The following is a 24,527-nucleotide window of genomic DNA, read 5'->3' on the forward strand; positions in this document are numbered from 1 at the left end:
GCGCAGCTATGACGGCAGCGTCATCATTCCAAGGCCGCTCGATGTCCGGCGGTTCTGGGACAGGCCGCCGCAAGCCGAACAGCCGCAGCTGCAAACCGATGTGTTTCCTGTGGCGCCCGAAATGCCGGAAAGCGCGGCGACCCGCAGAACCAACGCCCCCGCCGCGCCGAGAAGGCGCATTACCAGGGTCTCTAACGATCGGCCAGCGCCGTCATCCGAGCCAGCAAAACCGCTCACCTGCAAAAACGTCAGCCAACCTGGAAAGCGCGTCCGCATGGTCTGCGAATAGCGGGGTCAGTTTTCTGGGAAAAAAGCCGGCCCGACCACCCTTACCGGCCGCGTTTCGGTCAATCTTTCGATCGACTGATGTTGGGCGGCGCCTTTGGCCTCCACATTGAGAGCCATGCCATCCGGAGCTTTGGCCTCGAGCCCCGGAATTTCCGCAACGGCCGCCACATCCGGCTTTATCGTCGGCAATGGAATGATGGCGTTGGCCATGTTGGCCGGCGTTACCGTCCGTGCCCTGAGTTCGGCGACACGCTTGTTGTAACGCTTGACGTCACATGCCTCGAATTTCGCGTCGACCCGGTACCTGAAAGCGGTCGCAAGCTCCGTATAGGGTCTTCGCGTTTCGATAGCGACCATTTCTTCGGTCTCACGGCTGGGATCTTCCAGCGTGTAGAGGTCGACGCCGGCATCCTCGCAAATGTAGCGGCACTGATCGACAGTCTCCTTCAGATCGTCTCTTTTGGCGAACTGCGATTTTGGTGCAGGGAAGTAATATCCGTCCGAAAGGCGCACACAAAACAGCATCGAACCGCCGGCATAGTTCGCACCAGCCGACCGGTTTTTGGGCGCCGAGCGCTGTTGCGCTTGCTCTTCCCGTTCCTGCCTCTCCTGCTTCTTGGCGGTCGTGCAGCCCAGGGCGACGAACCTGGCCCGCAGACCGGACGTATTCCGGCCCGAATTCGATGCGGCCGCAATCCGGCGTTGCACCTCCGCCTTACTCCTGACGAGATCGGCACAGGGGTTGAAAAAGAATCCGACCAGCGAACTTTTGGCCGAGCATTGACGCTGTTTCTCCAACCTCTGGATCGCAACAAGCTGCCGGCGAAACTGCGCAAGCTGCGGGCTCGACCCGCCGCGATCGGCCGAACGCATCTGGCTTCTGATCGCACTGCAACTATCCGCGTATGAAGAGGAAGTGCCTAGCATAAATGCCGTCACCAACACCAGCATAAGAAACATGCCAGACCAGAAGCGTATCACCGGAACGACCATTGCCCTTGTCTCCGCCGAGAACCTGGAGCCGCATTCTTTGTTGATCATGAATAAGGATTCTCTAAATGAGGTTTACCTAATTCCAGCAAGACAGCGGTTTCCAGAAGCTTTAATACTACTGTATTATATGTACTCTCGTAAATTCAATATTGCACTTTTGTTTCAAGATTGAGACGAACCCAAAAGCAACACCAACTCACCCGCGCCGCTGCCGGAAGTTTCACCTGAATGGCGGGTTTCGGATCCCGACCGATCCGTGAATCGCCGATCAATCCGGCGTTACCGGCAGTTCCGCACTGAAACTTTTGTCCCCTCTACGGCGTTAAACTAGCCGGGGTGTGCCGTTAGGCGCGCAAAGAACACTGTAACGTTTTGATTTGGCGCATGATTTCGTTCCGATTTCAGGGTCATGCGCTGGATGGTCAAAGGAGACGCACATGTCGATTCACTTCACTGTCTCGGGCCTGACCAGAAATCTCTTTCATTCGCTTGGATTGGATCATGAGCGCGCGCCGGGGCCTCTCAGCCCCGAGCAAAGTCTTTTGCTGGAATGCTATCTGGCCGGCCAGATTCCAGAATCGGCCTGGAGCGACTACGTCTTTGAGACGCCGGAGTTGGCACGCCATGTCAATGCGAGACGCGGGCAACACTGAGGTCTAGTGGACAGAGCGGTCCGGCGTTTCCTGGAAGAGATGAATCGTTCTCAGCCCGAGTGGCTTTTGCTTGGAATGACACCGGTTATTGTTTGGGCGAGCCGAATCGCAGGGTAAAGACATTGCCCGCAATCCCTTGGGCGAGCGCCGGCGAAAAGCTCAGTGGCAAGCACCGTTGCACGGCGGCGATCGCGGCATCGACAAAGGATTGCCGCGCCTTCGCGTCGCCGGTCACCTGGATGGCAGTCGGCTGGGCGGGCCAATCAGCGTTCCGTCGCGTTTGAAGCTGAAGCTCAATGTGACGGTTGCATTTCCGGCATCCGCCGGCGGGGTCCAGCACGCCTGGATCGCAGCTCCGACATCGTCCATGGTGTTGAGCGATGCGGCATTCGATTGACAGGTGACGCCTGCCAATATTGCGCCCGCAATCGCCGACAGTCTTGCGGCGCGTTTCCCTGCAGCGCGTTTCATTGCAAGTCTTCGTCCTTCCGCTTGCCCGCACCGCGACATGGTACGGACAATGCAGGCAATGACAACATGTTTCGAAAGAGCTTGATACTTTGCAAGAGCTTGATGTTTCGCAAGAGCTTGATGCCGCTGACAATCGCGAAATTAGGCCGCAGTTTCCCAGAATGACAGCCTTTGAAAGCAAAAAGGCCGGCGCATGGCCGACCTTTCCTTCCACCTCGACGCGCGCCAGTACATCCGTGGTCACGAAACTGGAGGTGAATTGCCGACCAATAGATAGGGCTTTGGTTAACAAATCCTTAACTGACGGGCTGGTCGTCGACGCATCCTGACCAATGCGATCTGCGTTTTCGTCACGAATGCAGAAAGTCGTTTTTAAAAGCAGCACAGACTCTTAATCGTTGTGCACCAACATGTTGGCGCGTGAGACATATCTAAGTAACTATCGTGTCCTGGAAGTCGATTTATGGCCGTACTTGGCGCCCTCCCTCCCGACGTTCTCTGTCGACCGATTCGTGAAGCTGATTGGGAAGGAGTGGTCGACTGCCTCTGCCGGGGCTTTCCGGAGCGTGACCGGAGTTACTGGACACAGGCGCTGACCCGTTTGTCGCAACGGCCTGCTGTCGCCGATTTCCCACAATACGGCCTGGCTTTGGAGAAGGCTGGTCGGATCGTCGGCGTTGTGCTGACCCTTTATACCCGTTATCGCGGGCAGGAAGGCGACGAGATCCGCTGCAATCTGTCAAGCTGGTCCGTCGACGCGGAATCCCGTCCCTATGGCGCCAAATTGGTGACGACGATCCTCAAGCAAAGGGACGTGACTTACACGAACATTTCGCCGGCGCCCGCGACATTGAAGGCTAACTGGGCGCTCGGCTTTCGCCCCTTTTCCACCGGACAATTCGCCTTCTTGCCGGCTTTGAATTCGGTGCCGCGGTCATATCGTGTGCTCGAGGTTCGTCCCGATCTTGCGGAAATGGCGATGCTGCCCGACAGTGAGAGATACATACTTTCGGAACACTCCGCATTGGGTTGCCTATCATTGATTTGCATTTGCGACGGAGTGGCGTTCCCTTTCGTGTTGATGCCGCGCCGAATATTGCACGGTCTTGTCCCGTGCTATCAGGTCATCTATTGCCGCTCCCTCGAGGATTTGAGCCGTTGCGCCGGTGCTGTGGGGCGCTTTCTCTTGCGAAGTGGCATCCTGCTTTGCGTCGTCGACGCCAAGGAGCCGATTGCAGGTCTGTTCGGGCGGTACCGCCACAACAGCGGGCTGAAATATTTCAAGGGCCCCAGACCACCCTCGCTTGGCGATCTGACGTTCACCGAGCTGGTGGTATTCGGTCCCTGAACGACAGGCGCAACAACGTGTGGTCTCTGGCGATGCCGAAAGCGAACCCCCGCCTCAGGGCGAGGATCCGACCTTGTAAAAACGACGATCCGCTACTGAACGGGGGCGGGCTGAGCCGGTGGCGGGGTTGCGGGGGCCGGCGTCATCGTGTCGGCTGGAGGTGGCGGCAGTTGGCCGGCGGTCGTCGTCGGCGTTCCTCCCGATTGAGTTTGGTCACACGCCGCCAGGGCAGCAAGCGCCAGACCGAACGCGGCGAATAAGGGTAGTTTGCGGGTCATTTACAGTCCCTTCCATGGACGCCACCCGCGCGGCCCGATCATCGGGATCGAGGCCTCCAGGTCAACCTCGCTTCTTCATCGGCGCTTCAAACATTCTTACGTCCAGTAAAGCAGCGGGCCTTCGGCTTCGCTTAGGTCGGCCAGTGGCGAAATCTGACAATCGGCATCCGGTGCGGAACACCTGTTCCGATCGCGCAGGCCGTCATATTGTCTGCACAGTCGGCACCTGCTGGAGGATGACGGCTGGCTAGTCGGGCTGCCTTATGGCGACGCCCGCGTAATGGCTGCCCAACAGCCAGAAGGCAGGCGGAAACCCTTCCTGCAAAGCGTCTCGAACGTCGAAACGGGCACTCGCGACGAGCTGAAACGGGTTGCGGTTGAGATTGCAGCCACCGGCAAGAACGCCCCAGAGCCGGTTGGACCGGTCCTGCAGCCTTCTCCGCCAGCCGGCATTCGCCTGCCCGTGTTCGAGAAAGATCAGCCGCCCGCCAGGCTTCAAGATGCGCCGGATCTCCGCCAGCGCGGCTCCGGGGCGTGGAATGGTGCAGAAGGCATAAGCGACGACAACCGTGTCGGCGAAACCATCCGCCAACGGTATGCTTTCGCCGCAGGCCTGCAGGCATTCGAGTTCGAAGGGCAAGGCGTGGTTCTGCCGTTTCGCCGCGGCGAGCATGGCGCCGTCGGGATCGACGCCGACGAGCCGCCGTACTTTGGCCGTATCGTAGTAGGGCAGGTTCAGGCCTGATCCGAAGCCGACTTCCACCACAACGCCCTTCGCCAGCGGCACCATGCGCTGCCGCATGCGCGAAAAAGCGTTCGCCGAACAGCCGGCGTTGACGACGTAAGGAGCTATGCGTCGTCCGTACCAGGAGAGACAGGAACGGCACATGGCTCAGCCTCCTCGTCCTGTACTGCGAGTGCTGACACGGCCGAGGAATTCGTCGACAACCGGCCCGATCGTCTCGGCATCGAGAAAGGCCGTCACATGGTTCTTGCCCACAAGCGGCAGGAATTCGCCTCCGGCCAGTTCTGCGAACTTACGGGCGGCATCGCATCGGGGATCGAGCGTGCCGCTGATCGCCAGCACTGGTATGCCAAATCTAGCAAAGGCTGCCGCGAAATCAGGTCTGTCCCTGGCAAGGCTTGCCTGAACGGCGGCGAGATCATTGCCACGGATGCGCCGGCAGCTGTCCGGCGAAAGGTCAGGGGCCAATTGCTTCAGGAGAGCGAGCCACGTCTCGAAGTTATCCTCAAATGCGGCTCGCAAGGGGATCAAGTCCTCCGCGAAGGGATGTGCGCCGTTGACGATCAGTGCGGTAACGCGGTCCGGGTGATACGAGGCAGTGGCCAGCGCGATGACGCCGCCCATCGAATATCCCATAAGCGCGGCACGGCGAATGCCGGCATGGTCGAGGACGGCAACGATATCCGCCGCCCGCCTGCGGCCCGAATAGGCGGCCGGATCGTGTGGCTTCCCGCTCCGGCCATGGCCGCGGCAATCGACGAGGATCAGCCGCCGTTCGCGCTGCAGGAATTGCTCGACATAACCGGCCTCATGCCAGGACTCATGGCTTTCGGTCATGCCGTGTAGCAGCACGAGCGGCTCGCCGTGGCCGCGGTCTTCATAAGCTATCGGGACGCCGTCCTCGGCAACTGCCTCGGAAAGACCGTGAGAGGTGGAAGTATTGACCCGTGGCATTTCTCGCTCCAGAAACTCTTCGGGCGTGACCGGCCCGGTGTCGAAGCAATAGGCGGCCGGCGTCCCCTCAACGTCCCCTGCCTGTACATTTGTTGCGTGCGGATCGATGGAGCGATTGACGTTTCGGCTTTTGGGCTTTCCGGAGTTCCGTATAAACGGGCGGCGGGTGGAGCTTGGCCTGCGCAGGGCAGCCGCGCTCCTCATCTTTCTTGCCGAGGCCGGTAGACCCGTCGCGCGCGAGACTGCGGCCACACTGCTATGGCCCGAAGCCGACGAAGAGACTGCTCGGGCGCGTCTGCGGCGTACCCTTTACAAGATCCGAGTCGCCTTTGGCAGCGAGCTCGTCGCTGCCAACGCAAGCTCCCTCAGCCTGCACCCGGCGCTTTCGGTCGAGATTGACTCCAAGGCTTTCGAGTACGCCTGCGACCGCGGCCCTCTTGAAACGGCGACCAACACTTACACGAGCGATTTTCTTGCGGGCTTCTCCCTACCGGATTGTCAGGAATTCGAGGAATGGGCGTTCTTCAGGCGCGAGGCCTTGCGTAGCCGCCTGACACAGGCGTTGGAGCGCCTGATCGAAACTCAGGTTGCCGCCGGAGAGGCCCGCACTGCGGTTGTGCATGCGACGCGTCTGGTGGGACTGGATCCGTTAAGCGAAAGCGCGCACCGCCATCTGATCCGCGCAAACCTGGCGGCCGGCGACAGGGCGGCAGCCGAGCGCCAGCTCGAAGGATGCGCCCAGCACTTGCGAGATGAGCTTGGCGTGCGCCTTGACCCTGCTACCGTTGCCTTGTTGCAGGAGCCGAGCAAAGCCACTGAGACGCCGCGAACGCGCTATGTCGAAGTGGAAGGTATCCACCTCGCCTACCAGACCGTCGGCAATGGTCCGCCTGACATCGTGCTCGTTCCGGGCTTCGTTTCGCATGTGGAGCGTATCTGGGAAGACAGCCGCTGTCGTTCATGGATCGCGGCGGTTTCGCGTATCGGCCGCCTGATCCTGTTCGACCGACGCGGCGTCGGCCTTTCCGACCGCGTCGGAGCGCGTCCAACCGTCGATGCGACCGCAAAGGACATATTGGCGGTGATGGATGCGGCCGGGAGCCGCCGCGCTCTGCTCATCGGGACTTCAGAGGGCGGACCCGGCTGCATACGCTTTGCGGTCGACCGTCCCGATCGCCTGGTCGGGCTCGTTCTCTGGGGCTCCCTGGCCAAAGGCAGCCATGCGCCGGACTACCCCTTCGCCTTGACCGCCGAGCAATATGACCTCTGGAAGCGACGCCTGATCGCCAACTGGGGTGGACCGGCCGAGATCGAGACCTTTGCCCCAAGCCTCGTCGGAGACCGCCAGGCGGAGCCTGGTGGGCTGGGTTGCTGAGGGCCGCCTCCAGCCCAGGCGCTGTGACGGGCGTTCTCGAAGCGCTGCGCGACACCGACGTCCGCCATCTGCTTGCAAGCATCTCGGTCCCAACACTGGTGCTGCATCGCTCGGGCGACCGCGCGGTCCGCTCGGAGGCGGGTCGTTCCCTTGCTGCGAAGATTCCCGGAGGGCGGTTCATGGAGGTCGCCGGCGACGACCACTGGTTCTGGGTCGGTGACCAGAACCCGCTCCTCCGCAGCATTGCGGAGCTGGCGAGACACGACCGCTGATTGCTCGGCTTGCGCACACTCAGGCATCGGGCAGCACATCCAACGACCAGCCTGGATGTCGGCGCAACCAAGCCGCGCCGTACGGCAAAGTTCCAGCCTGAGCCGGCTTACGACTCCGGTCCCAAGCGTCAGACTTTGACCGCTGGAGGCAACCTTCAGAGCGAATGCCTCACGCCTCGGCCTGCGACTTCACATAGGCGATATAGCCGCGCACATCGCCGGCAGGCTCGGCATAGGCCTTGCCGAGCTTCTTCTCGATCGCCGCCATGTAGTCTTTTGCCCATTGGGGCAGCGGGTAGTCGATGACGGCCAGGAATTCGAGCGTCGCTGCCAGACGGATGTCGGCGATCGATGGGTTCTTGCCGCCGATGAACGGCTTGCCGTTCCTGAAGAAGGAGTGAAAGACCTCCAGCGGCTCGGCGATCGCGGCCGCCGCGGCCTTCTGGGCCTCCGATTTCCTGTCGGGGTGGGCGTCGCTGTGGCCGACCTCGCCGGCATATTGCGGAAAATTCAGCGCAGGATAGGTGGCGCGCGCCACATAGGGGTAGAGCGTGCCGATCAGGTAGAACATGGCGCTGTCGACCATCGCCCGCTTGGCCGGCGCTTTCGGGTAAAATTTCTCCAGCCTGTGCTTGTTGGCGAGATACTGCATGATGGCGCAGCTCTCCCACAAGACGCCTCTCGGCAAGCCCTTGTCCTCGATCATCGGCGTCAAATGGGCGGGGTTTCGCGCCATGTATTCCGGCGTGCGCGTGTGGCCCCAGGCGTCAGTCTCGGAATGGTCGAGCCCGGCCGCGCGGGCAAACACCCGAACGCTCATATTGTTGACGCTCGGCTTCAGCATGCTGAGCGTCAATCCGCTTTTCCCGGCCTTCGCCGGTTTCGCCTTTGCCTTCGGCGCGGATTTTTTGGCGGAAGTTTTGGCTGCGGATTTAGGCGCGGCTTTCGGTGCCGACTTGGCGGAAGCTTTCGACGTCTTGGCTGCAGGCTTTGTCGCGGCCTTGGCAGCTGGTTTCGTGGCGGCCTTGGCAGCCGGCTTCTTCGCACTCTTCGTTGTCGTCTTTGCCATTGTGGGTCCTCCCTCGGGGTTGCTGTCGTCAGTATGGATTTTTCGGCGCCCGGTCCTCCGACAAGGTTGTGCGCGAGCGCTCGACCAGCGCCTGGATCGCATCGGCGAGATGCACTTCGGCGATTGCGTAGTCGCCGCGCGCGACACGGATCTTGTGCGCCTGCATCAGCACGTCGGCATGGGTGAAGCCCGCCGGCGGCTCGAAACGGTAGGAGGCGAGTTCGATCAGCAGACCGAGCGGATCCTCGAAGTAGATCGAATCCATAAAGCCGCGATCCTTGACGCCGCTATGCTTGATGGCGCGCTCATCGAGCCGGGCAACCGCCTGCAGGAAGGTGACGCGCGACACAGCAAAGGCGATGTGATGGACGCAGCCCGGATCGGTCGGTGTACGCCGAGCCACTGGCGTGCGGCTCTCATCGGTGAAGATGGTGATCAGCCTTCCATCGCCAGGATCGAAATAGAGATGGCTTTCACTGGGCCTGTCGAGATTGGGCTGCTCGAAGATGAACGGCATGCCAAGCACGCCTTCCCAGAAATCGATCGACGTCTGACGCCCGGCGCCAACCAGCGTGATGTGATGGACGCCCTGCGATTGCAGCTTCTGCATCTGACTCCTCCCGGCCACGCCGTCTTGCCGCCGAACGGCAGTTCGGATGCCCAGTCGCGCTTGGATCAGCGCCCGGCATGTGACCGCGCCCGGCCTCGCTCGCCTGCGCTCCGCGTTCCGCATCCTGCAGGAGTGCGGCCGGAGCTTTGATGAACGGATGCTAATTCAATCCGAGGCGTTGCGCCAGAAGCGCTGAGTTTCAAGAACTCCACGCGGGCGCCAAGAGCGGCACCGGGATCGCGGACGCCTTCGCCGAGCTCGCCGAAACGATCCGTCGCCGGCAGCTGTAATGGTGCGGCAGCCCGCAGGTCGCTGGGTTTCCCGAGCGGCCGGTTTGGCGACGGCAGGTCAAAGGGGCCTCGTTGACGCATGCCGCGCTTGGTTCGGATTATGGGTACCCGCGGTCCTTAGATGAAAATCACATATTCTTCATCGGCACGTCGGGATCGACATGTCCCCCATCGGCAGTAATCTTCAGCCTTGAGAGGTAGTGCTCCCATCCCCTTCGGTGGCTGTCACGCTCCTTTGCGTTCGGCAGTCCGCTGTGCGTGAAGCGGATCAGTGTCCCCGCATCCCTCGCGATCAGGTCGATCTCGACATGGCTAGAGCCGGGCGGCACGGTCTCGTTGTCTTCCCAGCCAAAACTGTAGGCAAGACGGTGGACCGGGATCACCTCGGTGAACTCACCGCGCGCCATATGACGACCACCGACATTGACGAGGAACAGACCGCCCGGCGTTGCATCCAAATTCGCTTCGGTCCCGATCCATCGCACGATCTGGTCCGGATCCGTCAAAAGCGCGAACACGGTCGCTTGTGGCGCGGCGACCTCAATCTCTGTGTAAACCGATTCCGCCATCGCTCACTCCAGGTCACATCCACATCGAATGCCGTACATGATTGAAGCGAATGTGGGGCGTTGCAAGAAGATGTTCGAGGCGTAAGCATAAGCTGGTGCCGAGTGACCTTCTACCGATGCTTCTTGCAAACTCGCTTTCATTCCTTCTGGACGACGCCGCGCATATTGGCGACGGTGGGCGACTTCTATTGCAGCTCTCAACGCATTTAATGGAAGACGGCTTGCCGATCATCGCCGGCGCGCTGGCGCAGGATGCTCCCGACCCGATCATTTCACGCCGCATCTGGCTCTGGCGAGCGCCTGGGGGTGAAGTGGTCGAGGCTTTGGGGATAGGCGCCGACCGCCAGAATGCCGATCCCCGGCTCGTGCTGCGGGAGTGGCTTGGCACGACGCGGGCGATCGTGTTCGACGAGCGAGCGGGCGGTGTCGCACCGACTTTGGTGTGGGCGTTCGATCATACTCCGGATGAGGCGCAGTCAGAGCTGCTGCGGCAAATCTCCCGGTTTGCTGCGGCTCCGATGACCGCACTCGCAGAACGGTCCGCGAAACGCGCATTGCTCGAAGCATATTTGGGAAAGCGCAGTGCAGCACATGTGCTCAACGGTCATTCTCGTCGAGTAAAGGGAGAGACGATACGGGCTGCGCTTCTGTGCGCGGACCTTCGAGGTTTCACCGATCTATCCGAGGTTCATGATGCAGACGAGATCGTATTGGTACTTGATGCCTGGTTCGATTGCGTCGCCGGCGCGGTGCACGCATTTGGTGGTGAGGTTCTCAAGTTTATAGGTGATGGCGTCCTCGCAATTTTCCCGATTGGCGAGCGCGATGCAAATGCCGCATGTGACGCTGCGGTACGCGCCGTGAAGGCCACGCGCGCCGGGATAGATCATCTCAACCAAACTCGGCGCCGCAATGGCGGCCCTGAGCTCGGATATGGCATTGGCCTGCATGTCGGCGAGATACTCTGGGGGAATATCGGCACTGCCGGCAGGTTGGACTTCACCGCGATCGGCAAGGCTGTAAATCTTGTCAGCCGCATCGAAGGGCTGTGCAAGCCGTTGGGACGGACGGTGCTCGCGTCGACAGTGTTCGAGGCAGAAACTACCGAGCCGATGATCGCCATGGGCAGTCATCCGCTCCGAGGAATAGCAGGCGCGCAAACACTTTTCGGCTTGCCGGAATAGATCGAATGGTTGAGCACGCCGTGGATGTGTCGTTCGCAGCATATCTTGGTATCGTGCGAAGCCATGACTGAGAGAAATTCGAACGACAAAGAAGCTACGATACTACAACTGGAGCATGGCGCGTTTATAGCCCGGCCATGCGCGTCGCGCGCAGCTTCGCTGGCCGGTGCTAAGGGCCGACTGTTCCCGGCATCCACCCTTCGAGGGAGAGGCGCCTTCGCTGAGCTCGCCAAAACGATGCGCCGCCGGCAGCTGTAGCTCAGGTCGGCTCCAGGCAGTGCCGACCAGCGTGATGGACGCCTTGTGATTGTAGTTTCTGTATCTGGCTCCTCCCCGCGTGCATCGACTGCCCTGTTCAGCGCGCCGCTAAAGCTGTGCCTCAAGACCCATGATGCAATGCTGATGCAATCGGCTCCGCTCGCCAGAAGCGGCAATGAGCCAAACCCGCCGCGACCCAAGGCGATGGATCGGATTGATGGTTTGCGGACAGCTTGGAGAGACTTGGTACGCCCAAGGGGAATCGAACCCCTGTTCCCGCCGTGAGAGGGCGGTGTCCTGACCGCTAGACGATGGGCGCGTTCAAGAACCGGCGATATAGGCTGACGGCTGGGAAAAAGCAACTGGGCTTCGGACAGTCGATGGCGCCGGGAAAATATCCGTTGCAAGCTTACCGTTTTGGCTGGATCAGGTCCCAGAGATTTCCATGGAGATCAGCGAAAACCGCCACAGTGCCATAGACCTCGTGGCGTGGCGCCTCGCGGAATTCAACGCCCTTTTCGAGCATTGCTGCGTGGTCGCGGACAAAATCGTCGGTTTCGAGAAACAAAAAGACCCGGCCACCGGTCTGGTTGCCGATGCTATCCCTTTGCGCTTCGTCGGACGCCTCGGCCAACAGCAGGCGCGCGCCCTGCCCATTCGCCGGCGCTACCGTGACCCAACGTTTGCCGCCACCGAGATCGACATCCTCGGTAAGCAAAAAGCCAAGCTTGCCGACATACCAGGAAATCGCCTCGTCATAGTTTCTGACCACGACCGCGACGGTAGCCACACGGCGATGTTCCGCAAACTCAGTCATTTGTTGCGGATCGAAAAGCGACCGATGATGCGACGCTCCGCGATGTCGTAGACAAAAATGGCGCGGCTGCCGTCGGCAAGCTCCGCATCGATGGAGACGCGGTTGCCGGAGAGCGACTGGCTGACGACCTTGGCGCCCACCGGCAGCACGATGTCGCCGGTCAGCGGCTCGCCTGCCGGCACCTGGATATCGCCGGCCAGCGGCGGTGTGGCTGGCGGCGGCGCGGTGCGCGTTTTGTAGACAAGGGCTGCGATCACCACCATAAGGGCAAGGAACAGCAGGCCGAGATTGATGGCGACGAAGCGGACCAGCTTCTTGCGCACCTTTTCGACTTCGGGGTCGAGCGGCTTTTCCTCGTCTTCGTCGGCAGCAGCCATGGCAAAACATTCCGGAATTTTTTTCGATGAGCGCTCATAACGAAGAGGCCCCCATATTGATAGAGGATGGATTGATGGAGGGCGGATCGCCAAACGGGCGACCGATCGTGCTGGAAGCGGGTCCCGATGCGGCCGGCCAGCGGCTCGACCAATGGCTGGCGGGTAAGCTCGGACCGGACATGTCGCGCAGCCGGGTGCAAATGCTGATCCGGCAGGGCGCCGTCAAGATCGGCGGCCAGCCGGCCGACGAGACGAAGCGCAAGATGGCGGCCGGTGACCGCGTGTCGGTCGACATGCCGGAGCCGGAGCCGGCGGAGCCGCAAGGCGAAAACATCGCGCTCGACGTCCTCTATGAGGACAATGAGTTGATCGTCATCAACAAGCCGCCGGGGCTGGTCGTCCATCCCGGCGCCGGCAACTGGACCGGCACGCTGGTCAACGCGTTGATCCACCATTGCGGCGACAGCCTTTCCGGCATCGGCGGTGTGCGGCGGCCGGGCATCGTCCACCGCCTGGACAAGGAGACCAGCGGCGTCATGGTCGTCGCCAAGACCGATCGCGCCCACAAGTCGTTGTCGGAGGCCTTTGCCGACCACGGCCTGACCGGCGATCTCAAACGCGCCTATCTGGCTTTGGTCTGGGGCATACCGACGAGACCGACAGGCACTGTGGACGAGCCGCTCGGCCGCGCCGCCGACCGCGTGCGCCGTGCGGTGGTGCCGGAAGGCCGCGACGATGCCCGCCACGCCGTCACCCATTTCACCGTGATCGAGCGCTTTGGCGAGCAGCAAAAGGAATTCGCCACCGCAAGCCTCGTCGAATGCCGGCTCGAGACCGGCCGCACCCATCAGATCCGCGTCCACATGGCTCATATCGGCCATCCGGTCGTCGGCGATCCCGATTACGGCCAGGCCTTTCGCACCAAGGCGAACCGACTTCCAGAGCCGCTGAAAGGCCGGGTGAAGGCATTTCCGCGACAGGCATTGCATGCCCGCCTTCTTGAATTTCGGCATCCGGCTACCCATCTAACGATGAGGTTCGAGGCGCCGGTACCGAGGGACATGGAGGAACTCGTCGGCGGTTTTCGTAAACTCTGAACCACCTTCCGCCCGTTCAAAACCTGATTGGCAAAAACCTGACCGGCGTTGTTCACTTTGGTGTGACACACTGTTTCGTGTTGAACCAATGCTGTCCTTTCTGGTTTTGTTCCTGTATACACCTGACGTCGCGAACGAGCCTTTGGCGTTCGCAACATATGCCCGCCGCGTTTCGGGGGCACCACTCCAGAGAGAGAGGGGCGCTATCATGGCCCAGTCACTACCCAGTATCGTTTCCGGCGAAGGCGGCCTCAGCCGCTACCTGGAAGAAATCCGTCGCTTTCCGATGCTTCAGCCGCAGGAAGAGTACATGCTCGCCAAGCGTTACGCCGAGCATGAGGACACCACGGCTGCACACAAGCTCGTCACCAGCCATCTTCGGCTCGTCGCCAAGATCGCCATGGGCTATCGCGGCTATGGCTTGCCGATCGGCGAGGTGATCTCGGAAGGCAATGTCGGCCTGATGCAGGCCGTCAAGAAATTCGAACCGGAGCGCGGCTTCCGGCTCGCCACCTACGCCATGTGGTGGATCAAGGCCTCGATCCAGGAATACATCCTGCGCTCGTGGAGCCTGGTCAAGATGGGCACGACCGCCAACCAGAAGCGCCTGTTCTTCAACCTGCGCAAGGTGAAGGGCAAGATCCAGGCGCTCGACGACGGCGATTTGAAGCCCGACCAGATCACCGAGATCGCCACCCGCCTCAACGTGTCCGAAGCGGAGGTGGTGTCGATGAACCGCCGCCTGTCGGGCGATGCCTCGCTCAACGCACCGATCCGCGCGAGCGAAGGTGAATCCGGCGAATGGCAGGACTGGCTGGTCGACGACCACGAAAGCCAGGAAGATGCGCTGATCGAGCAGGACGAGCTGGAAAACCGGCGCGGCATGCTGTCCGGCGCTCTCGCCGTGCTCAACGAGCGCGAGCGGCGCATCTTCGAGGCGCGCCGCCTGGCCGAGGAGCCGCTGACGCTGGAAGAGCTGTCGGCCGAGTTCGACATCAGCCGCGAGCGCGTGCGCCAGATCGAGGTGCGCGCCTTCGAGAAGGTGCAGGACGCGGTCAAGGCCGCAGCCAAGCGCCAGATGCAGGCCCTGCGCACCATCGAGGCGCAGCCGGCGGCGTAAAGCTTCCGACGGAAAGAAATAACGGCGGCGTCAGGTAACTGGCGCCGCTTTTCTTTTTGTGGGTTCGGCCAATCGTGGCGGCGCTGACTTCCCGGGATGCGTAACGCCGTCTGCCAACAACCCCTCAAAGACAATCCAACGGAAATTTCAAATACCGGCGGCCGTTGGATTCCGGTTCCGGCAGGCGGCCGCCATTCATGTTGACCTGCAGCGCGTGCAGGATAAGCCTGGGCATCGGCAGCGTCCTGTCGCGTGCCTCCCGCATTGCCACGAAATCGGCCTCAGTCCTGCATGCCGCAATATGGGTGTTCTTGGATTTTTGTTCCGCGACTGTGCTCTCCCACGAGGGCTCGCGTCCTCCCGTCTCGTAGTCATGGCCGACGAACAGACGTGTCTCGTCCGGTAGCGCGAGGATATCCCGGATCGAGCGCCAGAGCCGCGCGGCACTGCCGCCGGGAAAATCCGCTCTCGCCGTGCCGCTGTCCGGCATGAACAGCGTGTCATGGATGAAGGCGGCGTCGCCGATCACATAGGTGATAGAGGCCAGCGTGTGGCCCGGCGAAAAAAGCACCTTTGCCGGAATGCCGCCGACCGAAAAGCTTTCGCCATCGGCAAACAGCCTGTTCCATTGGGATCCGTCGGCAGGAAAATCCGGCCAGTTGTAGATCGCCTTCCACAATTTCTGGACGTCGACGACCTTCTCGCCAATCGCTGTAGGCGCTCCGGTCTTCTCTCGGAGATAGTGTGCCGCCGAGAAATGGTCGGCGTGCGGGTGGGTGTCGAGGATCCACTCGACCTCCAGCCCGTTTTCCCTGATAAAATCGAGCAGGGCGTCGGCATTCTTCGTCGCCGTTGCGCCGGATTTTTCATCGAAATCAAGGACAGGATCAATGATTGCGCATCGTCGCGTCTGCGGGTCGGCGACGACATATTGGATGGACCCGGTCGGCTTGTCGTAAAAGCCTGCCACCTGCAGCTTGGCCGATGTTGCGTCCAATCCCGGCTCCTCTCAGTTCCCACCCGGCAGGAATGATTTTCTCTGCCGGGTTAAAAGAAGAGCATGGTCATCTGCCGGCACCATGCCGTCAAGCACCGCATGCTTTGTTGAGGCAAAAAGGCCGAAAATCCGTCCGTGCCGTTTGGTTCAGGCAGAGGGTTGTTTGGTCTTCCTGAGATAGGGCAGGATCGTCTCGTAGGCGCCGAAACGCTTGATCGCATCCTCATTGGAAACGGCGGCGGTGATGATGACGTCCTCGCCCTGCTTCCAGTTCGCCGGCGTCGCCACCTGGTGCTTGGCGGTCAGCTGCATCGAATCGATCGCGCGCAGGATCTCATCGAAGTTGCGGCCGGTGGTCATCGGATAGGTGAGCACCAGCTTGATCTTCTTGTCGGGGCCGATGACGTAGACCGAACGCACCGTCGCATTATCGGCGGGCGTGCGTCCTTCCGAGGTTTCGCCGGCGCCCGCCGGCAGCATGTCGTAAAGCTTGGCGACCTTGAGATCCTTGTCGCCGATCAGCGGGTAGTTCACCGAATGGCCGGTCGCCGTCTTGATGTCGTCCTGCCATTTGGCGTGGTTCACGACCGGATCGACGGAAATGCCGATGATCTTGACGTTGCGCTTCCTAAATTCGCCTTCCAGCCCCGCCATCGTGCCAAGCTCGGTCGTGCAGACCGGCGTGAAATTTTTCGGATGGCTGAAGAGCACCGCCCAACCGTCACCGATCCATTCGTGGAAGCTGATCGTCCCTTGCGTGGTTTCAGCAGTGAAATCCGGCGCGATATCGTTGATACGAAGGCTCATGACGTGTCCCTACCCTGTGAGTGCAGATTGCAGCCGGCACCGCCAGCGCTGCTTTTGTCTTTCTATCACTCCGGCGTCATCCTTCAAACGCCTGTTGCCGCCGGCAATTGAAGTCGGCGGCGAAAAATTTTCATTGCTTTTCGGCAAATGCAGCAGGAATTTTCGCTGCCTTAGCTCAGGCCTTGTTCACCGCCAGCGTCGTCGCCAGGTCTTCCATGCGCTGGGCGAGCGCGCCAAGCGCACCGGTCAGCACGGAATCGTTCTTGTCGGCCTTGGTCAGCGCGTCGTCACGTGTCTTGCGCAGCGTCAGCACTTCGCTTTCCATGCCCTTGACGCGTTTTTGCAGTTCCGAAAGCTCGTCCATGACCATGATGCCGGCCATCACAGTCAGCCGCTGGTCGCCGATCTCGCCGAAGGAGTCCTTCAGATGCGAGACATAGCGGTCGAAGCGCTCGGCAAGGTCGATCAGATGTTCTTCCTGGCCCTCGTCGCAAGCCATGCGATATTGCTTGCCGTCGATGGAAACCGTGACTTGTGCCATTGGGCCAGCCTCCTATCTGTCCAACACGGCGCGGATGGTTTCCATGGCGGTCACCAGCCGACGCGACACTTCCTTGTTGGCGTCTTCCAGCCGTTCGGCGCGCGCTTCGGAATTGTCGAGTTCCTGCGCCAGCCGCGAGCGGTCAGCGTTCATGCGCTGCACCTCCGCCTCGGCTTCGGTATAGTCGCGCTCGTGCTCGAGCTTGGCCGCGACGGCATTTTCCAGCCCCTCGATGGCCTTACCCAGCCTCGCGATAACTTCCTTTAGTGTCGTTTCCCCGGTCATGGCTTTCGTCCTGCGCCCTGCCCATCACCGAATCATCCACGTTCAGAACGCGTTATGTCTGAAACATTACGCGCCGTGTGAAGCCAACGTCAACAAAGCTCTCGCGACTGTCCCCTGCTAACGCTAATGTAGGGCCTCCATGACCCTTCCGGCAGCATCACAAGACCGGCAAAAGCGCCGGTTTGTTGACTAGCAAGATTGGCAAAAGCGCGCCGGTTTATTGACTAAAAGGCCGCGCCTGCTATGTGTCGCGCACCCTTTTCAAGGGCTCTCCCAAGGCCCCAACCCCCCTCACTGGAGGAAGCATGACCTCGCGCGAACAACATGACCGGATGGCCAATGCGATCCGTTTTCTCTCCATGGACGCCGTCGAGAAGGCGAACTCCGGCCATCCCGGCCTGCCGATGGGCTGCGCCGATATCGCCACGGTGCTGTTCACGCGTTTCCTGAAATATGACCCGAAGAACCCCCACTGGCCCGACCGCGACCGTTTCATCCTGTCGGCCGGCCATGGTTCGATGCTGCTCTATTCGCTGCTTCATTTGACCGGCTACGAGGACATGACCCTCGACCAGATCAAACATTTCCGGCAACTCGGATCGAAGACAGCGGGCCATCCCGAATACGGCCATGCCACGGGCATCGAGACGACGACCGGCCCGCTCGGCCAGGGCCTTGCCAATTCGGTCGGCTTCGCGCTCGGCGAGCGCATCATGAACGCCGCCTTCGGCAACGACCTCGTCGACCACTACACCTATGTGCTGGCCGGTGACGGCTGCCTGATGGAAGGCGTCAGCCAAGAGGCCATCGCGCTTGCCGGGCACCTCAAGCTCAACAAGCTGATCGTCTTCTGGGACAACAACAACATCTCGATCGACGGTCCGGTATCGCTTGCCGACAACACCGATCAGGTCGCCCGCTTTCAGGCCTCCGGCTGGAACGCCAGCCACATTGACGGCCAGGATCCCGAAGCGATCGCCTATGCCATCGAGGCTGCCCGCCATTCCGACAAGCCGACGATGATCGCCTGCAAGACGACCATCGGCTTCGGCGCCCCGACCAAGGCCGGCACCAACAAGGCGCATGGCTCGCCGCTCGGCGCCGAGGAAATTGCCGGTGCGCGGAAGTTCTTCGGCTGGGACTATCCTCCCTTCGAGATTCCAGCCGACATCCTCGATGCGTGGCGCACCGCCGGCAAGGCTGGCGCCAAGCCCCGCACCGACTGGGAAGGCCGCCTCGCCAAGACCGAGCCCAAGCTGAAGGCTGAGTTCGAGCGCCGCATCGCTGGCAAGCTGCCGTCGAACTTCGATGCTGTCATTGCCGACTACAAGAAAAAGCTCGCCGCCGACAAGCCGAAGGTCGCTACCCGCAAATCGTCGGAAATGGCGCTCGAGGTCATCAACGGCGCGGTACCGGAAACCATCGGCGGCTCGGCCGACCTCACCGGCTCCAACAACACCAAGACCAGCCAGACCAAGAACATCACGGCAGACGATTACGGCCAGCGCTACGTTCACTACGGCATCCGCGAGCACGGCATGGCGGCCGCGATCAACGGGCTGACGCTGCATGGTGGCCTCATCGCCTATGGCGGCACGTTCATGTGCTTTTCGGATTACGCCCGTCCGTCGATGCGGCTTGCCTCGCTGATGGGCATTCGCTCGATCTTCGTCATGACCCATGATTCCATCGGTCTTGGCGAAGACGGCCCGACCCACCAGCCGGTCGAGCACCTGGCCGCACTGCGCGCCATCCCAAACCACAATGTCTTCCGCCCGGCCGACGCGGTCGAGACCGCCGAATGCTGGCAGTTGGCCCTTGAATCGGAAAAGACGCCGTCGACGCTGGCGCTGACCCGGCAGAACCTGCCGACCGTGCGCAACGACTTCGTTGCGGAAAACCTCAGCCGCCAGGGCGCCTATGAGCTGGCCGCCGCCAATGGCCATGCGGCGGTGACGATCTTTGCTTCGGGCTCCGAGGTCGAAATCGCGCTGGCAGCGCGCGAGGCACTGGAGAAACACGGTCATGCAACCCGCGTCGTCTCTGTCCCCTGCTTCGAATTGTTCGATAAGCAGAGCGCCGACTATCGCAAGAAGACGATCGGCAACGCGCCGATCAAGATCGCCATCGAAGCCGGCATCCGCCAGGGCTGGGATCATTTCATCGGCACCGACGGCATCTTCATTGGCATGACCGGCTTCGGCGCCTCTGGTACGATCGAACAGCTCTATCCGCATTTCGGCATTACCGCCGAAGCGACGGTGAAGGCGGCGGAAGCCCGCCTGCACGGCGAATAAAGCTTGGCGCCCGCGAAAACGCGCGTAGCGGTTTTGCGGGCAGCCTCAGTTTGGTGGACTTAAATCCAACCCCTCGACGGCTGGATTCTTTGGCAGCCCGCCGTTATGAAGCTGCGGACTTGATCTTCGGCCTCCAACTCCCAGGGAGAAAAAAATGACCGTCAGAGTTGCCATCAACGGATTCGGCCGCATCGGCCGCAACATCCTGCGCGCCATCCACGAATCTGGCCGCAAGGACATCGATGTGGTCGCCGTCAACGACCTCGGCCCGGTCGAGACCAATGCGCATCTGCTGCGCTACGACAGCGTGCATGGCCGCTTCCCGCATGAAGTGACGGTTGACGGGGACCAGATCACCGTCGGCACGGAGAAGTTCAAGGTCACCGCGATCAAGGATCCGACGCAGCTGCCGTGGAAGGAGCTCGGCATCGACATCGCGCTCGAATGCACCGGCATCTTCACCGCCCGCGACAAGGCAGCGGCGCATTTGACCGCCGGCGCCAAGCGGGTCCTCGTCTCGGCGCCTGCCGAGGGCGCCGATCTCACCGTCGTCTATGGCATCAACCACGACAAGCTGACCAAGGACCACATCGTCATCTCCAATGCCTCCTGCACCACCAACTGCCTGGCGCCGCTGGCAGCCGTGCTGCATGAGGCCGTCGGCATCGAGAAGGGCATGATGACGACGATCCACTCCTACACCGGCGACCAGCCGACGCTGGACACCATGCATAAGGATCTCTACCGCGCCCGCGCCGCGGCCCTGTCGCAGATCCCGACCTCGACCGGTGCGGCCAAGGCGATCGGCCTGGTGCTGCCAGACCTCAAGGGCAAGCTCGACGGCATCTCCATCCGCGTGCCGACCCCGAACGTCTCGGTCGTCGATTTCAAGTTCATCGCCAAGCGCGCGACCACCGTGCAGGAGATCAACGAGGCGGTGATCGCCGCCTCCAACGGCAAGCTGAAGGGCATTCTCGCCGTCACCCATCACCCGAACGTGTCGATCGACTTCAACCACGATCCGCATTCCTCGATCATGGCGCTCGACCAGACCAAGGTCATGGACGGCAACTTCGTTTCGGTGCTGTCCTGGTACGACAATGAGTGGGGTTTCTCCAACCGCATGTCTGACACGGCGGTCGCCTTCGGCAAGACCATCGCCTGATCGCAGAGCCATCTTCTTGCGACTTGGAAACGCCCGGCTCTGTCCGGGCGTTTTTGTTTAAGCCCCTTCGCTCGCGTTCTTGTGTCGGCGGATCGCACGTCTTGGGAGATTGGCCTGAACGACCATCGCGCTTCGTCATCCTGGGGCGGAGCAAGGAGCGAAGCGACGCGGCGCAGACCCCGGGATCCATGCCGTGCCGTTGGAGTGTTGCCGCCGTGCAGAATTCTTTGACGCAGCATTTCTCGGCTGATGTCACGGCATGGATCCCAGGGTCTGCGCGACGCCGCTTCGCGGCTGCTCCGCCCTGGGATGACGAAGTTGGAGCCGCATAGGGCAAAAAACCACCCTCCCGCCTTGCACCCGTCATGTCTTCGCCTCACTCTCCCGTAAAGCGAGAGGTACACGAATTTGAGGGGGGCGGTTTTCGGATGGAGCATGCGATCTATCTCGTAACGCTGGTTGGCACCGCACTTGTCGTTGCCGCCGCGTTTTCGAGCCTGATCGCCTTCCGCTTTGGCGCTCCTCTCTTGCTGCTGTTTCTCTGCATCGGCCTGGCCACGGGTACAGACGGCCTCGGCATCCAGTTCGATAATGCGCGACTGGCTTATTTTGCCGGCTCACTGGCGCTGGCGGTCATCCTGTTCGATTCGGGTTTCGGCACGCCGCTCAACGCCTTGCGGCAGGCGGCCGGACCGGCGCTGTCGCTGGCGACTGTCGGCGTCCTTTTGACCACTGGCCTGTTCGGCGTCGTCGCCTATTACCTGCTCGATCTCAGCTGGCTGGAATCCTTCCTGCTTGGGGCTGCCGTCGCGTCTACCGACGCGGCAGCAGTGTTCTTCCTGTTGCGCGCCGGCGATATCAATTTGCGCGAACGCGTGCGTTCCACGCTCGAGGTGGAATCCGGCACCAATGACCCAATCGCCATCTTCCTGACCATCAGCCTGGTCGAGATCATAGCCGCCAACGCCAGTCCCGAGACCGGGGTGCTGGTTACCGATCTCGTCCTCGGCTTCCTTCTCAACATGGGGCTTGGCGCCATCGTCGGCATTTTCGGCGGCCTCGCCATCGTGCGCCTTGTCGACCGGCTCAATCTCGACCACGGGCTGCTGCCGATCTTCGTGCTGACGCTGTCGCTGATGGTGTTCGCAGCCGCCGGCGCCATTGGCGGCTCCGGCTTTCTGGCGGTCTATCTCGCTGGCCTCATTGCCGGCAATTCCGACATCCGCGCCGTCACCATCCTCAAGCGCTTTCAGGACGGCATGTCGTGGCTGGCACAGATCATCATGTTCCTGATCCTCGGCCTGTTCGCGACGCCCTCGCAATTCCCGGCGATCCTGCTGCCGGCGATCCTGCTGGGCCTGTTCCTGATATTCGTGGCGCGGCCGATCGCCGTCTGGCTTTGCCTGATGCCGTTCCGTCTGCCGCGCCCGGAAGTCGCCTTCGTCTCCTGGGTGGGACTGCGTGGCGCCGTGTCTATCCTGCTCGCCATCACGCCGCTGCTTGGCGGCCTTGAGAACGGCCGTCTCATCTTCAACACCGCCTTCATCGTCGTGCTGGTGTCGCTGGTCATCCAGGGATGGACCGTAGGACCGCTGGCGCGCCGCCTCGGCCTGATCGTGCCGGCCCGCCTGGGTCCGTTGGACAAGGTCGAACTCGAATTGCCGGGTTCCGCCCATCACGAGCTTCTCGCCTACCGCGTAGCGCCTGGCAGCCCGGTGGCGCGCGGCGAGCGCATTCCGCGCTGGGCGCGGCCGTCGCTGGTGCTGCGCGACGGCCGCTCGATGCGCTTCCAGGACATGGGCAGGCTCGCCGCCGGCGACCATGTCTACATCTTCGTGCCGGATCGCTATCCAGCCCTGCTCGACAAGCTGTTCGCCAGCCGCGCCGTGGTCGATCCGGAGGATGCGGACTTCTTCGGCGCCTTCGCCGTCGATCCGGCGCGCTCCGCCGCGGAACTTGAAGCCGCTTACGCGCCGGGTCTGACCGAGGAGGAACGCAAGCTGACCGTCGGCGATCTGGTGACCGAGCGGCTCGGCGGCCATGCCGAATATGCCGACCGGGTGCTGCTTGGCCCGATCGAGTTGATCGTTCGCGACGTCGACGACAAGGGCAAAATCACCGGTCTGGGCCTTTCTTTCGAGCCGACCGCGCCGGTGGCGCGGGTGCCGGTGTTCCTGAGCGCCGGCGAGATCGCCGACCGTATCGTTGCCTTTGTGCGCAATTGGCGCAAGCGGACCAAGATGCAGGGCGCCGAGGCGCCAGCGGACGCTGAACCGGCTCCACATCCAGTGGTGGAAAAGTCGACCGGCGAGGGCTGACGGCTCTCCGTACGAGCCGTGGTCATATTTTCCGTGTAGCACCATTGCAGGTCTTGCATCGTCGTTGGTGCGGGTTAAGGTCCCGGCGTTTTTCGCGAAAGGGAACAATATGGCCGGCTTTAAGACACTGGACGACATCGGCAATATCGACGGCAAGCGTGTGCTGGTGCGCGTCGACCTCAACGTTCCCGTCGCCGACGGCAAGGTCACCGACGCCACCCGGATCGAGCGCATCTGGCCGACCATCGCCGAGCTTTCCGGCAAGGGCGCCAAGGTCATCCTGCTTGCCCATTTCGGCCGGCCCAAGGAGGGACCAACTCCGGAGTTCTCGCTGGAGCCGATCGCCAAGGCGACAGCTGAGGTGCTCGGCCGTCCTGTCGGTTTCGCATCCGACTGCATCGGCGACAAGGCCGCGAGCGCCGTCGCCGCCATGGGCAAGGGCGACGTGCTGCTGCTCGAAAATACCCGCTTCTACAAGGCCGAGGAGAAGAACGATCCCGCCTTCACCGAAAAGCTCGCCGCCAATGGCGACATCTTCGTCAACGACGCCTTTTCGGCCGCCCACCGCGCCCATTCGTCGACGGAAGGGCTTGCGCACTTGCTGCCGGCCTTCGCCGGCCGCACCATGCAAGCCGAGCTCGACGCGCTGGAAAAGGGCCTCGGCAGCCCCGTCCGCCCTGTCGTCGCCATCGTCGGCGGCGCCAAGGTCTCGAGCAAGATCGACCTGCTGATGAATTTGGTGAAGAAGGTCGACGCGCTGGTCATCGGCGGCGGCATGGCCAACACCTTTCTCGCCGCGCGCGGTACCGATGTCGGAAAATCGCTGTGCGAGCATGATCTCGCCAAGACCGCCAAGCAGATCATGATCGAAGCGGCTGAGGCCGGCTGCGCCATCATCCTGCCGGTCGACGGCGTCGTCGCCAGGGAGTTCAAGGCCGGTGCTGCCAGCGAGACCGTCGCCATATCGGAGGTGCCGGCCGATGGTATGATTCTCGATGTCGGCGCAAAGACCGTCAAGACCATCACCGACTGGATCGACCGCGCCGCGACGCTGGTTTGGAACGGCCCGCTCGGCGCCTTCGAGATCGAGCCGTTCGACCACGCGACGGTGGCGGCAGCCAAGCACGCCGCGGCCCGCACCAAGGCCGGCAAACTGGTCTCGGTCGCCGGCGGCGGCGACACGGTTGCCGCTCTCAACCACGCCGGTGTCGCCGACGACTTCACCTATGTCTCGACCGCCGGCGGCGCCTTCCTGGAATGGATGGAAGGCAAGCCGCTGCCCGGTGTCGATGTGCTGAAGCGCTGAGGCCCTGGGGTCCTGAGGCGGCAGGCGAACGCGGGCGGTGGCG

At 61.9% G+C, this 24,527-nt stretch carries 21 protein-coding genes, 1 tRNA gene and 2 pseudogenes; 10 read left to right on the top strand and 14 right to left on the bottom strand.

What is annotated here, in order from left to right; genetic code table 11:
• Window positions 1-294 precede the first annotated feature (294 nt).
• Window positions 295-996, bottom strand: coding sequence for a DUF2865 domain-containing protein (locus tag NKH73_RS02945; protein WP_352927863.1), 702 nt, complete (start codon window positions 994-996; stop codon window positions 295-297).
• A 722-nt stretch (window positions 997-1,718) separates the two neighbouring features.
• Here NKH73_RS02945 and NKH73_RS02950 point away from each other — a divergent pair.
• On the top strand, window positions 1,719-1,934 hold the full coding sequence (locus tag NKH73_RS02950) for a hypothetical protein (RefSeq protein WP_352927866.1): 216 nt from the start codon (window positions 1,719-1,721) through the stop codon (window positions 1,932-1,934).
• 85 nt (window positions 1,935-2,019) lie between these two features.
• On the opposite strand, the pseudogene tolA reads toward NKH73_RS02950, so the two are convergent.
• Window positions 2,020-2,405 (bottom strand): annotated as a pseudogene (tolA, locus tag NKH73_RS02955) (cell envelope integrity protein TolA).
• A 463-nt stretch (window positions 2,406-2,868) separates the two neighbouring features.
• Between tolA and NKH73_RS02960 the strand changes: the two are divergent.
• On the top strand, window positions 2,869-3,753 hold the full coding sequence (locus NKH73_RS02960) for a hypothetical protein (RefSeq protein ID WP_352927869.1): 885 nt from the start codon (window positions 2,869-2,871) through the stop codon (window positions 3,751-3,753).
• A 525-nt stretch (window positions 3,754-4,278) separates the two neighbouring features.
• On the opposite strand, the gene NKH73_RS02965 is transcribed toward NKH73_RS02960, so the two are convergent.
• Both NKH73_RS02965 and NKH73_RS02970 read right to left on the bottom strand, forming a co-directional pair.
• Window positions 4,279-4,920 carry a class I SAM-dependent methyltransferase gene (locus NKH73_RS02965; protein WP_352927872.1) on the bottom strand — a complete coding sequence of 214 codons (642 nt, stop codon included), beginning with the start codon at window positions 4,918-4,920 and terminating at the stop codon, window positions 4,279-4,281.
• A 3-nt stretch (window positions 4,921-4,923) separates the two neighbouring features.
• Window positions 4,924-5,730 carry an alpha/beta fold hydrolase gene (locus NKH73_RS02970; protein WP_352927875.1) on the bottom strand — a complete coding sequence of 269 codons (807 nt, stop codon included), beginning with the start codon at window positions 5,728-5,730 and terminating at the stop codon, window positions 4,924-4,926.
• Between the two features lie 106 nt (window positions 5,731-5,836).
• Here NKH73_RS02970 and NKH73_RS02975 point away from each other — a divergent pair.
• Window positions 5,837-7,377, top strand: a pseudogene (locus NKH73_RS02975) (bifunctional AfsR/SARP family transcriptional regulator/alpha/beta hydrolase).
• Window positions 7,378-7,546: 169 nt separating this feature from the next.
• On the opposite strand, the gene NKH73_RS02980 reads toward NKH73_RS02975, so the two are convergent.
• The 3 genes from NKH73_RS02980 to NKH73_RS02990 all read right to left on the bottom strand — a co-directional run bounded on the left by NKH73_RS02980 (window position 7,547) and on the right by NKH73_RS02990 (window position 9,915).
• Window positions 7,547-8,446, bottom strand: coding sequence for a glutathione S-transferase family protein (locus tag NKH73_RS02980; RefSeq protein WP_352927878.1), 900 nt, complete (start codon window positions 8,444-8,446; stop codon window positions 7,547-7,549).
• A gap of 28 nt (window positions 8,447-8,474) precedes the next feature.
• Window positions 8,475-9,056, bottom strand: coding sequence for a VOC family protein (locus tag NKH73_RS02985; protein WP_352927880.1), 582 nt, complete (start codon window positions 9,054-9,056; stop codon window positions 8,475-8,477).
• Between the two features lie 418 nt (window positions 9,057-9,474).
• A complete protein-coding gene (locus NKH73_RS02990) occupies window positions 9,475-9,915 on the bottom strand; it encodes an SRPBCC family protein (protein ID WP_008873905.1) in 441 nt (146 codons plus the stop codon).
• 116 nt (window positions 9,916-10,031) lie between these two features.
• On the opposite strand from NKH73_RS02990, the gene NKH73_RS02995 reads away from it, so the two are divergent.
• Window positions 10,032-11,099 carry an adenylate/guanylate cyclase domain-containing protein gene (locus tag NKH73_RS02995; RefSeq protein WP_008873904.1) on the top strand — a complete coding sequence of 356 codons (1,068 nt, stop codon included), beginning with the start codon at window positions 10,032-10,034 and terminating at the stop codon, window positions 11,097-11,099.
• 502 nt (window positions 11,100-11,601) lie between these two features.
• Here the strand turns inward: NKH73_RS02995 and NKH73_RS03000 are convergent.
• From NKH73_RS03000 to NKH73_RS03010, 3 genes are all read right to left on the bottom strand, one after another.
• Window positions 11,602-11,676 (bottom strand) — tRNA-Glu (locus tag NKH73_RS03000).
• Window positions 11,677-11,766: 90 nt separating this feature from the next.
• Complete coding sequence (locus tag NKH73_RS03005) at window positions 11,767-12,174, bottom strand: VOC family protein (RefSeq protein ID WP_352927884.1); 408 nt, start codon at window positions 12,172-12,174, stop codon at window positions 11,767-11,769.
• Window positions 12,171-12,551 (bottom strand): fimbrial protein, encoded by a 381-nt coding sequence (locus tag NKH73_RS03010; RefSeq protein ID WP_352927887.1) that lies wholly within the window; start codon window positions 12,549-12,551, stop codon window positions 12,171-12,173. Before NKH73_RS03010 ends, NKH73_RS03005 begins: the two co-directional genes overlap by 4 nt.
• Window positions 12,552-12,577: 26 nt before the next feature.
• Here NKH73_RS03010 and NKH73_RS03015 point away from each other — a divergent pair, with 26 nt between their 5' ends.
• Together NKH73_RS03015 and rpoH are read left to right on the top strand one after the other, a co-directional pair.
• Window positions 12,578-13,648, top strand: a complete 1,071-nt coding sequence (locus NKH73_RS03015) for an RluA family pseudouridine synthase (protein WP_352927890.1) — start codon at window positions 12,578-12,580, stop codon at window positions 13,646-13,648.
• 208 nt (window positions 13,649-13,856) lie between these two features.
• Window positions 13,857-14,768 carry an RNA polymerase sigma factor RpoH gene (rpoH, locus tag NKH73_RS03020; RefSeq protein ID WP_352927893.1) on the top strand — a complete coding sequence of 304 codons (912 nt, stop codon included), beginning with the start codon at window positions 13,857-13,859 and terminating at the stop codon, window positions 14,766-14,768.
• Window positions 14,769-14,892: 124 nt separating this feature from the next.
• Here the strand turns inward: rpoH and NKH73_RS03025 are convergent, their stop codons facing one another.
• From NKH73_RS03025 to NKH73_RS03040, 4 genes are all read right to left on the bottom strand, one after another.
• Window positions 14,893-15,765 carry an MBL fold metallo-hydrolase gene (locus tag NKH73_RS03025; protein ID WP_352927896.1) on the bottom strand — a complete coding sequence of 291 codons (873 nt, stop codon included), beginning with the start codon at window positions 15,763-15,765 and terminating at the stop codon, window positions 14,893-14,895.
• Window positions 15,766-15,912: 147 nt separating this feature from the next.
• Entirely contained in the window at window positions 15,913-16,572 is a 660-nt protein-coding gene (locus tag NKH73_RS03030) for a peroxiredoxin (RefSeq protein ID WP_352927899.1), read from the bottom strand.
• Between the two features lie 175 nt (window positions 16,573-16,747).
• The gene (locus NKH73_RS03035) at window positions 16,748-17,113 is read right to left on the bottom strand and encodes a cell division protein ZapA (RefSeq protein ID WP_254816554.1); all 366 of its coding nucleotides are present in this window, start codon (window positions 17,111-17,113) and stop codon (window positions 16,748-16,750) included.
• Between the two features lie 12 nt (window positions 17,114-17,125).
• Window positions 17,126-17,398 carry a DUF4164 domain-containing protein gene (locus NKH73_RS03040; protein ID WP_023797069.1) on the bottom strand — a complete coding sequence of 91 codons (273 nt, stop codon included), beginning with the start codon at window positions 17,396-17,398 and terminating at the stop codon, window positions 17,126-17,128.
• 305 nt (window positions 17,399-17,703) lie between these two features.
• On the opposite strand from NKH73_RS03040, the gene tkt reads away from it, so the two are divergent.
• The 4 genes from tkt (at window position 17,704) to NKH73_RS03060 (ending at window position 24,484) form a co-directional block, all read left to right on the top strand.
• Window positions 17,704-19,695 carry a transketolase gene (gene tkt / locus NKH73_RS03045; protein ID WP_352927904.1) on the top strand — a complete coding sequence of 664 codons (1,992 nt, stop codon included), beginning with the start codon at window positions 17,704-17,706 and terminating at the stop codon, window positions 19,693-19,695.
• Window positions 19,696-19,849: 154 nt separating this feature from the next.
• Entirely contained in the window at window positions 19,850-20,860 is a 1,011-nt protein-coding gene (gene gap, locus NKH73_RS03050; protein WP_352927907.1) for a type I glyceraldehyde-3-phosphate dehydrogenase, read from the top strand.
• A 428-nt stretch (window positions 20,861-21,288) separates the two neighbouring features.
• Window positions 21,289-23,178, top strand: a complete 1,890-nt coding sequence (locus NKH73_RS03055; protein ID WP_352927910.1) for a potassium/proton antiporter — start codon at window positions 21,289-21,291, stop codon at window positions 23,176-23,178.
• A gap of 109 nt (window positions 23,179-23,287) precedes the next feature.
• On the top strand, window positions 23,288-24,484 hold the full coding sequence (locus NKH73_RS03060) for a phosphoglycerate kinase (RefSeq protein WP_352927913.1): 1,197 nt from the start codon (window positions 23,288-23,290) through the stop codon (window positions 24,482-24,484).
• Window positions 24,485-24,527: the final 43 nt, after the last annotated feature.

Origin of the sequence: Mesorhizobium sp. M0938 (assembly GCF_040319125.1) — a bacterium.
In the GTDB taxonomy this organism is placed as follows: Bacteria; Pseudomonadota; Alphaproteobacteria; order Rhizobiales; family Rhizobiaceae; genus Mesorhizobium; species Mesorhizobium robiniae.

Bases quoted from the DNA above. Each gene is read 5' to 3' on its own strand.
- NKH73_RS03035 (WP_254816554.1), bottom strand. From the start codon at position 17,113: ATGGCACAAGTCACGGTTTCCATCGACGGCAAGCAATATCGCATGGCT.
- NKH73_RS03015 (WP_352927890.1), top strand. From the start codon at position 12,578: ATGAGCGCTCATAACGAAGAGGCCCCCATATTGATAGAGGATGGATTG.
- NKH73_RS03060 (WP_352927913.1), top strand. From the start codon at position 23,288: ATGGCCGGCTTTAAGACACTGGACGACATCGGCAATATCGACGGCAAG.
- tkt (WP_352927904.1), top strand. From the start codon at position 17,704: ATGACCTCGCGCGAACAACATGACCGGATGGCCAATGCGATCCGTTTT.
- NKH73_RS03055 (WP_352927910.1), top strand. From the start codon at position 21,289: ATGGAGCATGCGATCTATCTCGTAACGCTGGTTGGCACCGCACTTGTC.
- NKH73_RS02960 (WP_352927869.1), top strand. From the start codon at position 2,869: ATGGCCGTACTTGGCGCCCTCCCTCCCGACGTTCTCTGTCGACCGATT.
- NKH73_RS02965 (WP_352927872.1), bottom strand. From the start codon at position 4,920: ATGTGCCGTTCCTGTCTCTCCTGGTACGGACGACGCATAGCTCCTTAC.
- NKH73_RS02980 (WP_352927878.1), bottom strand. From the start codon at position 8,446: ATGGCAAAGACGACAACGAAGAGTGCGAAGAAGCCGGCTGCCAAGGCC.
- NKH73_RS03005 (WP_352927884.1), bottom strand. From the start codon at position 12,174: ATGACTGAGTTTGCGGAACATCGCCGTGTGGCTACCGTCGCGGTCGTG.
- NKH73_RS02970 (WP_352927875.1), bottom strand. From the start codon at position 5,730: ATGCCACGGGTCAATACTTCCACCTCTCACGGTCTTTCCGAGGCAGTT.
- NKH73_RS02995 (WP_008873904.1), top strand. From the start codon at position 10,032: ATGCTTCTTGCAAACTCGCTTTCATTCCTTCTGGACGACGCCGCGCAT.
- NKH73_RS03030 (WP_352927899.1), bottom strand. From the start codon at position 16,572: ATGAGCCTTCGTATCAACGATATCGCGCCGGATTTCACTGCTGAAACC.
- gap (WP_352927907.1), top strand. From the start codon at position 19,850: ATGACCGTCAGAGTTGCCATCAACGGATTCGGCCGCATCGGCCGCAAC.
- rpoH (WP_352927893.1), top strand. From the start codon at position 13,857: ATGGCCCAGTCACTACCCAGTATCGTTTCCGGCGAAGGCGGCCTCAGC.
- NKH73_RS02950 (WP_352927866.1), top strand. From the start codon at position 1,719: ATGTCGATTCACTTCACTGTCTCGGGCCTGACCAGAAATCTCTTTCAT.
- NKH73_RS02990 (WP_008873905.1), bottom strand. From the start codon at position 9,915: ATGGCGGAATCGGTTTACACAGAGATTGAGGTCGCCGCGCCACAAGCG.
- NKH73_RS03010 (WP_352927887.1), bottom strand. From the start codon at position 12,551: ATGGCTGCTGCCGACGAAGACGAGGAAAAGCCGCTCGACCCCGAAGTC.
- NKH73_RS03040 (WP_023797069.1), bottom strand. From the start codon at position 17,398: ATGACCGGGGAAACGACACTAAAGGAAGTTATCGCGAGGCTGGGTAAG.
- NKH73_RS02985 (WP_352927880.1), bottom strand. From the start codon at position 9,056: ATGCAGAAGCTGCAATCGCAGGGCGTCCATCACATCACGCTGGTTGGC.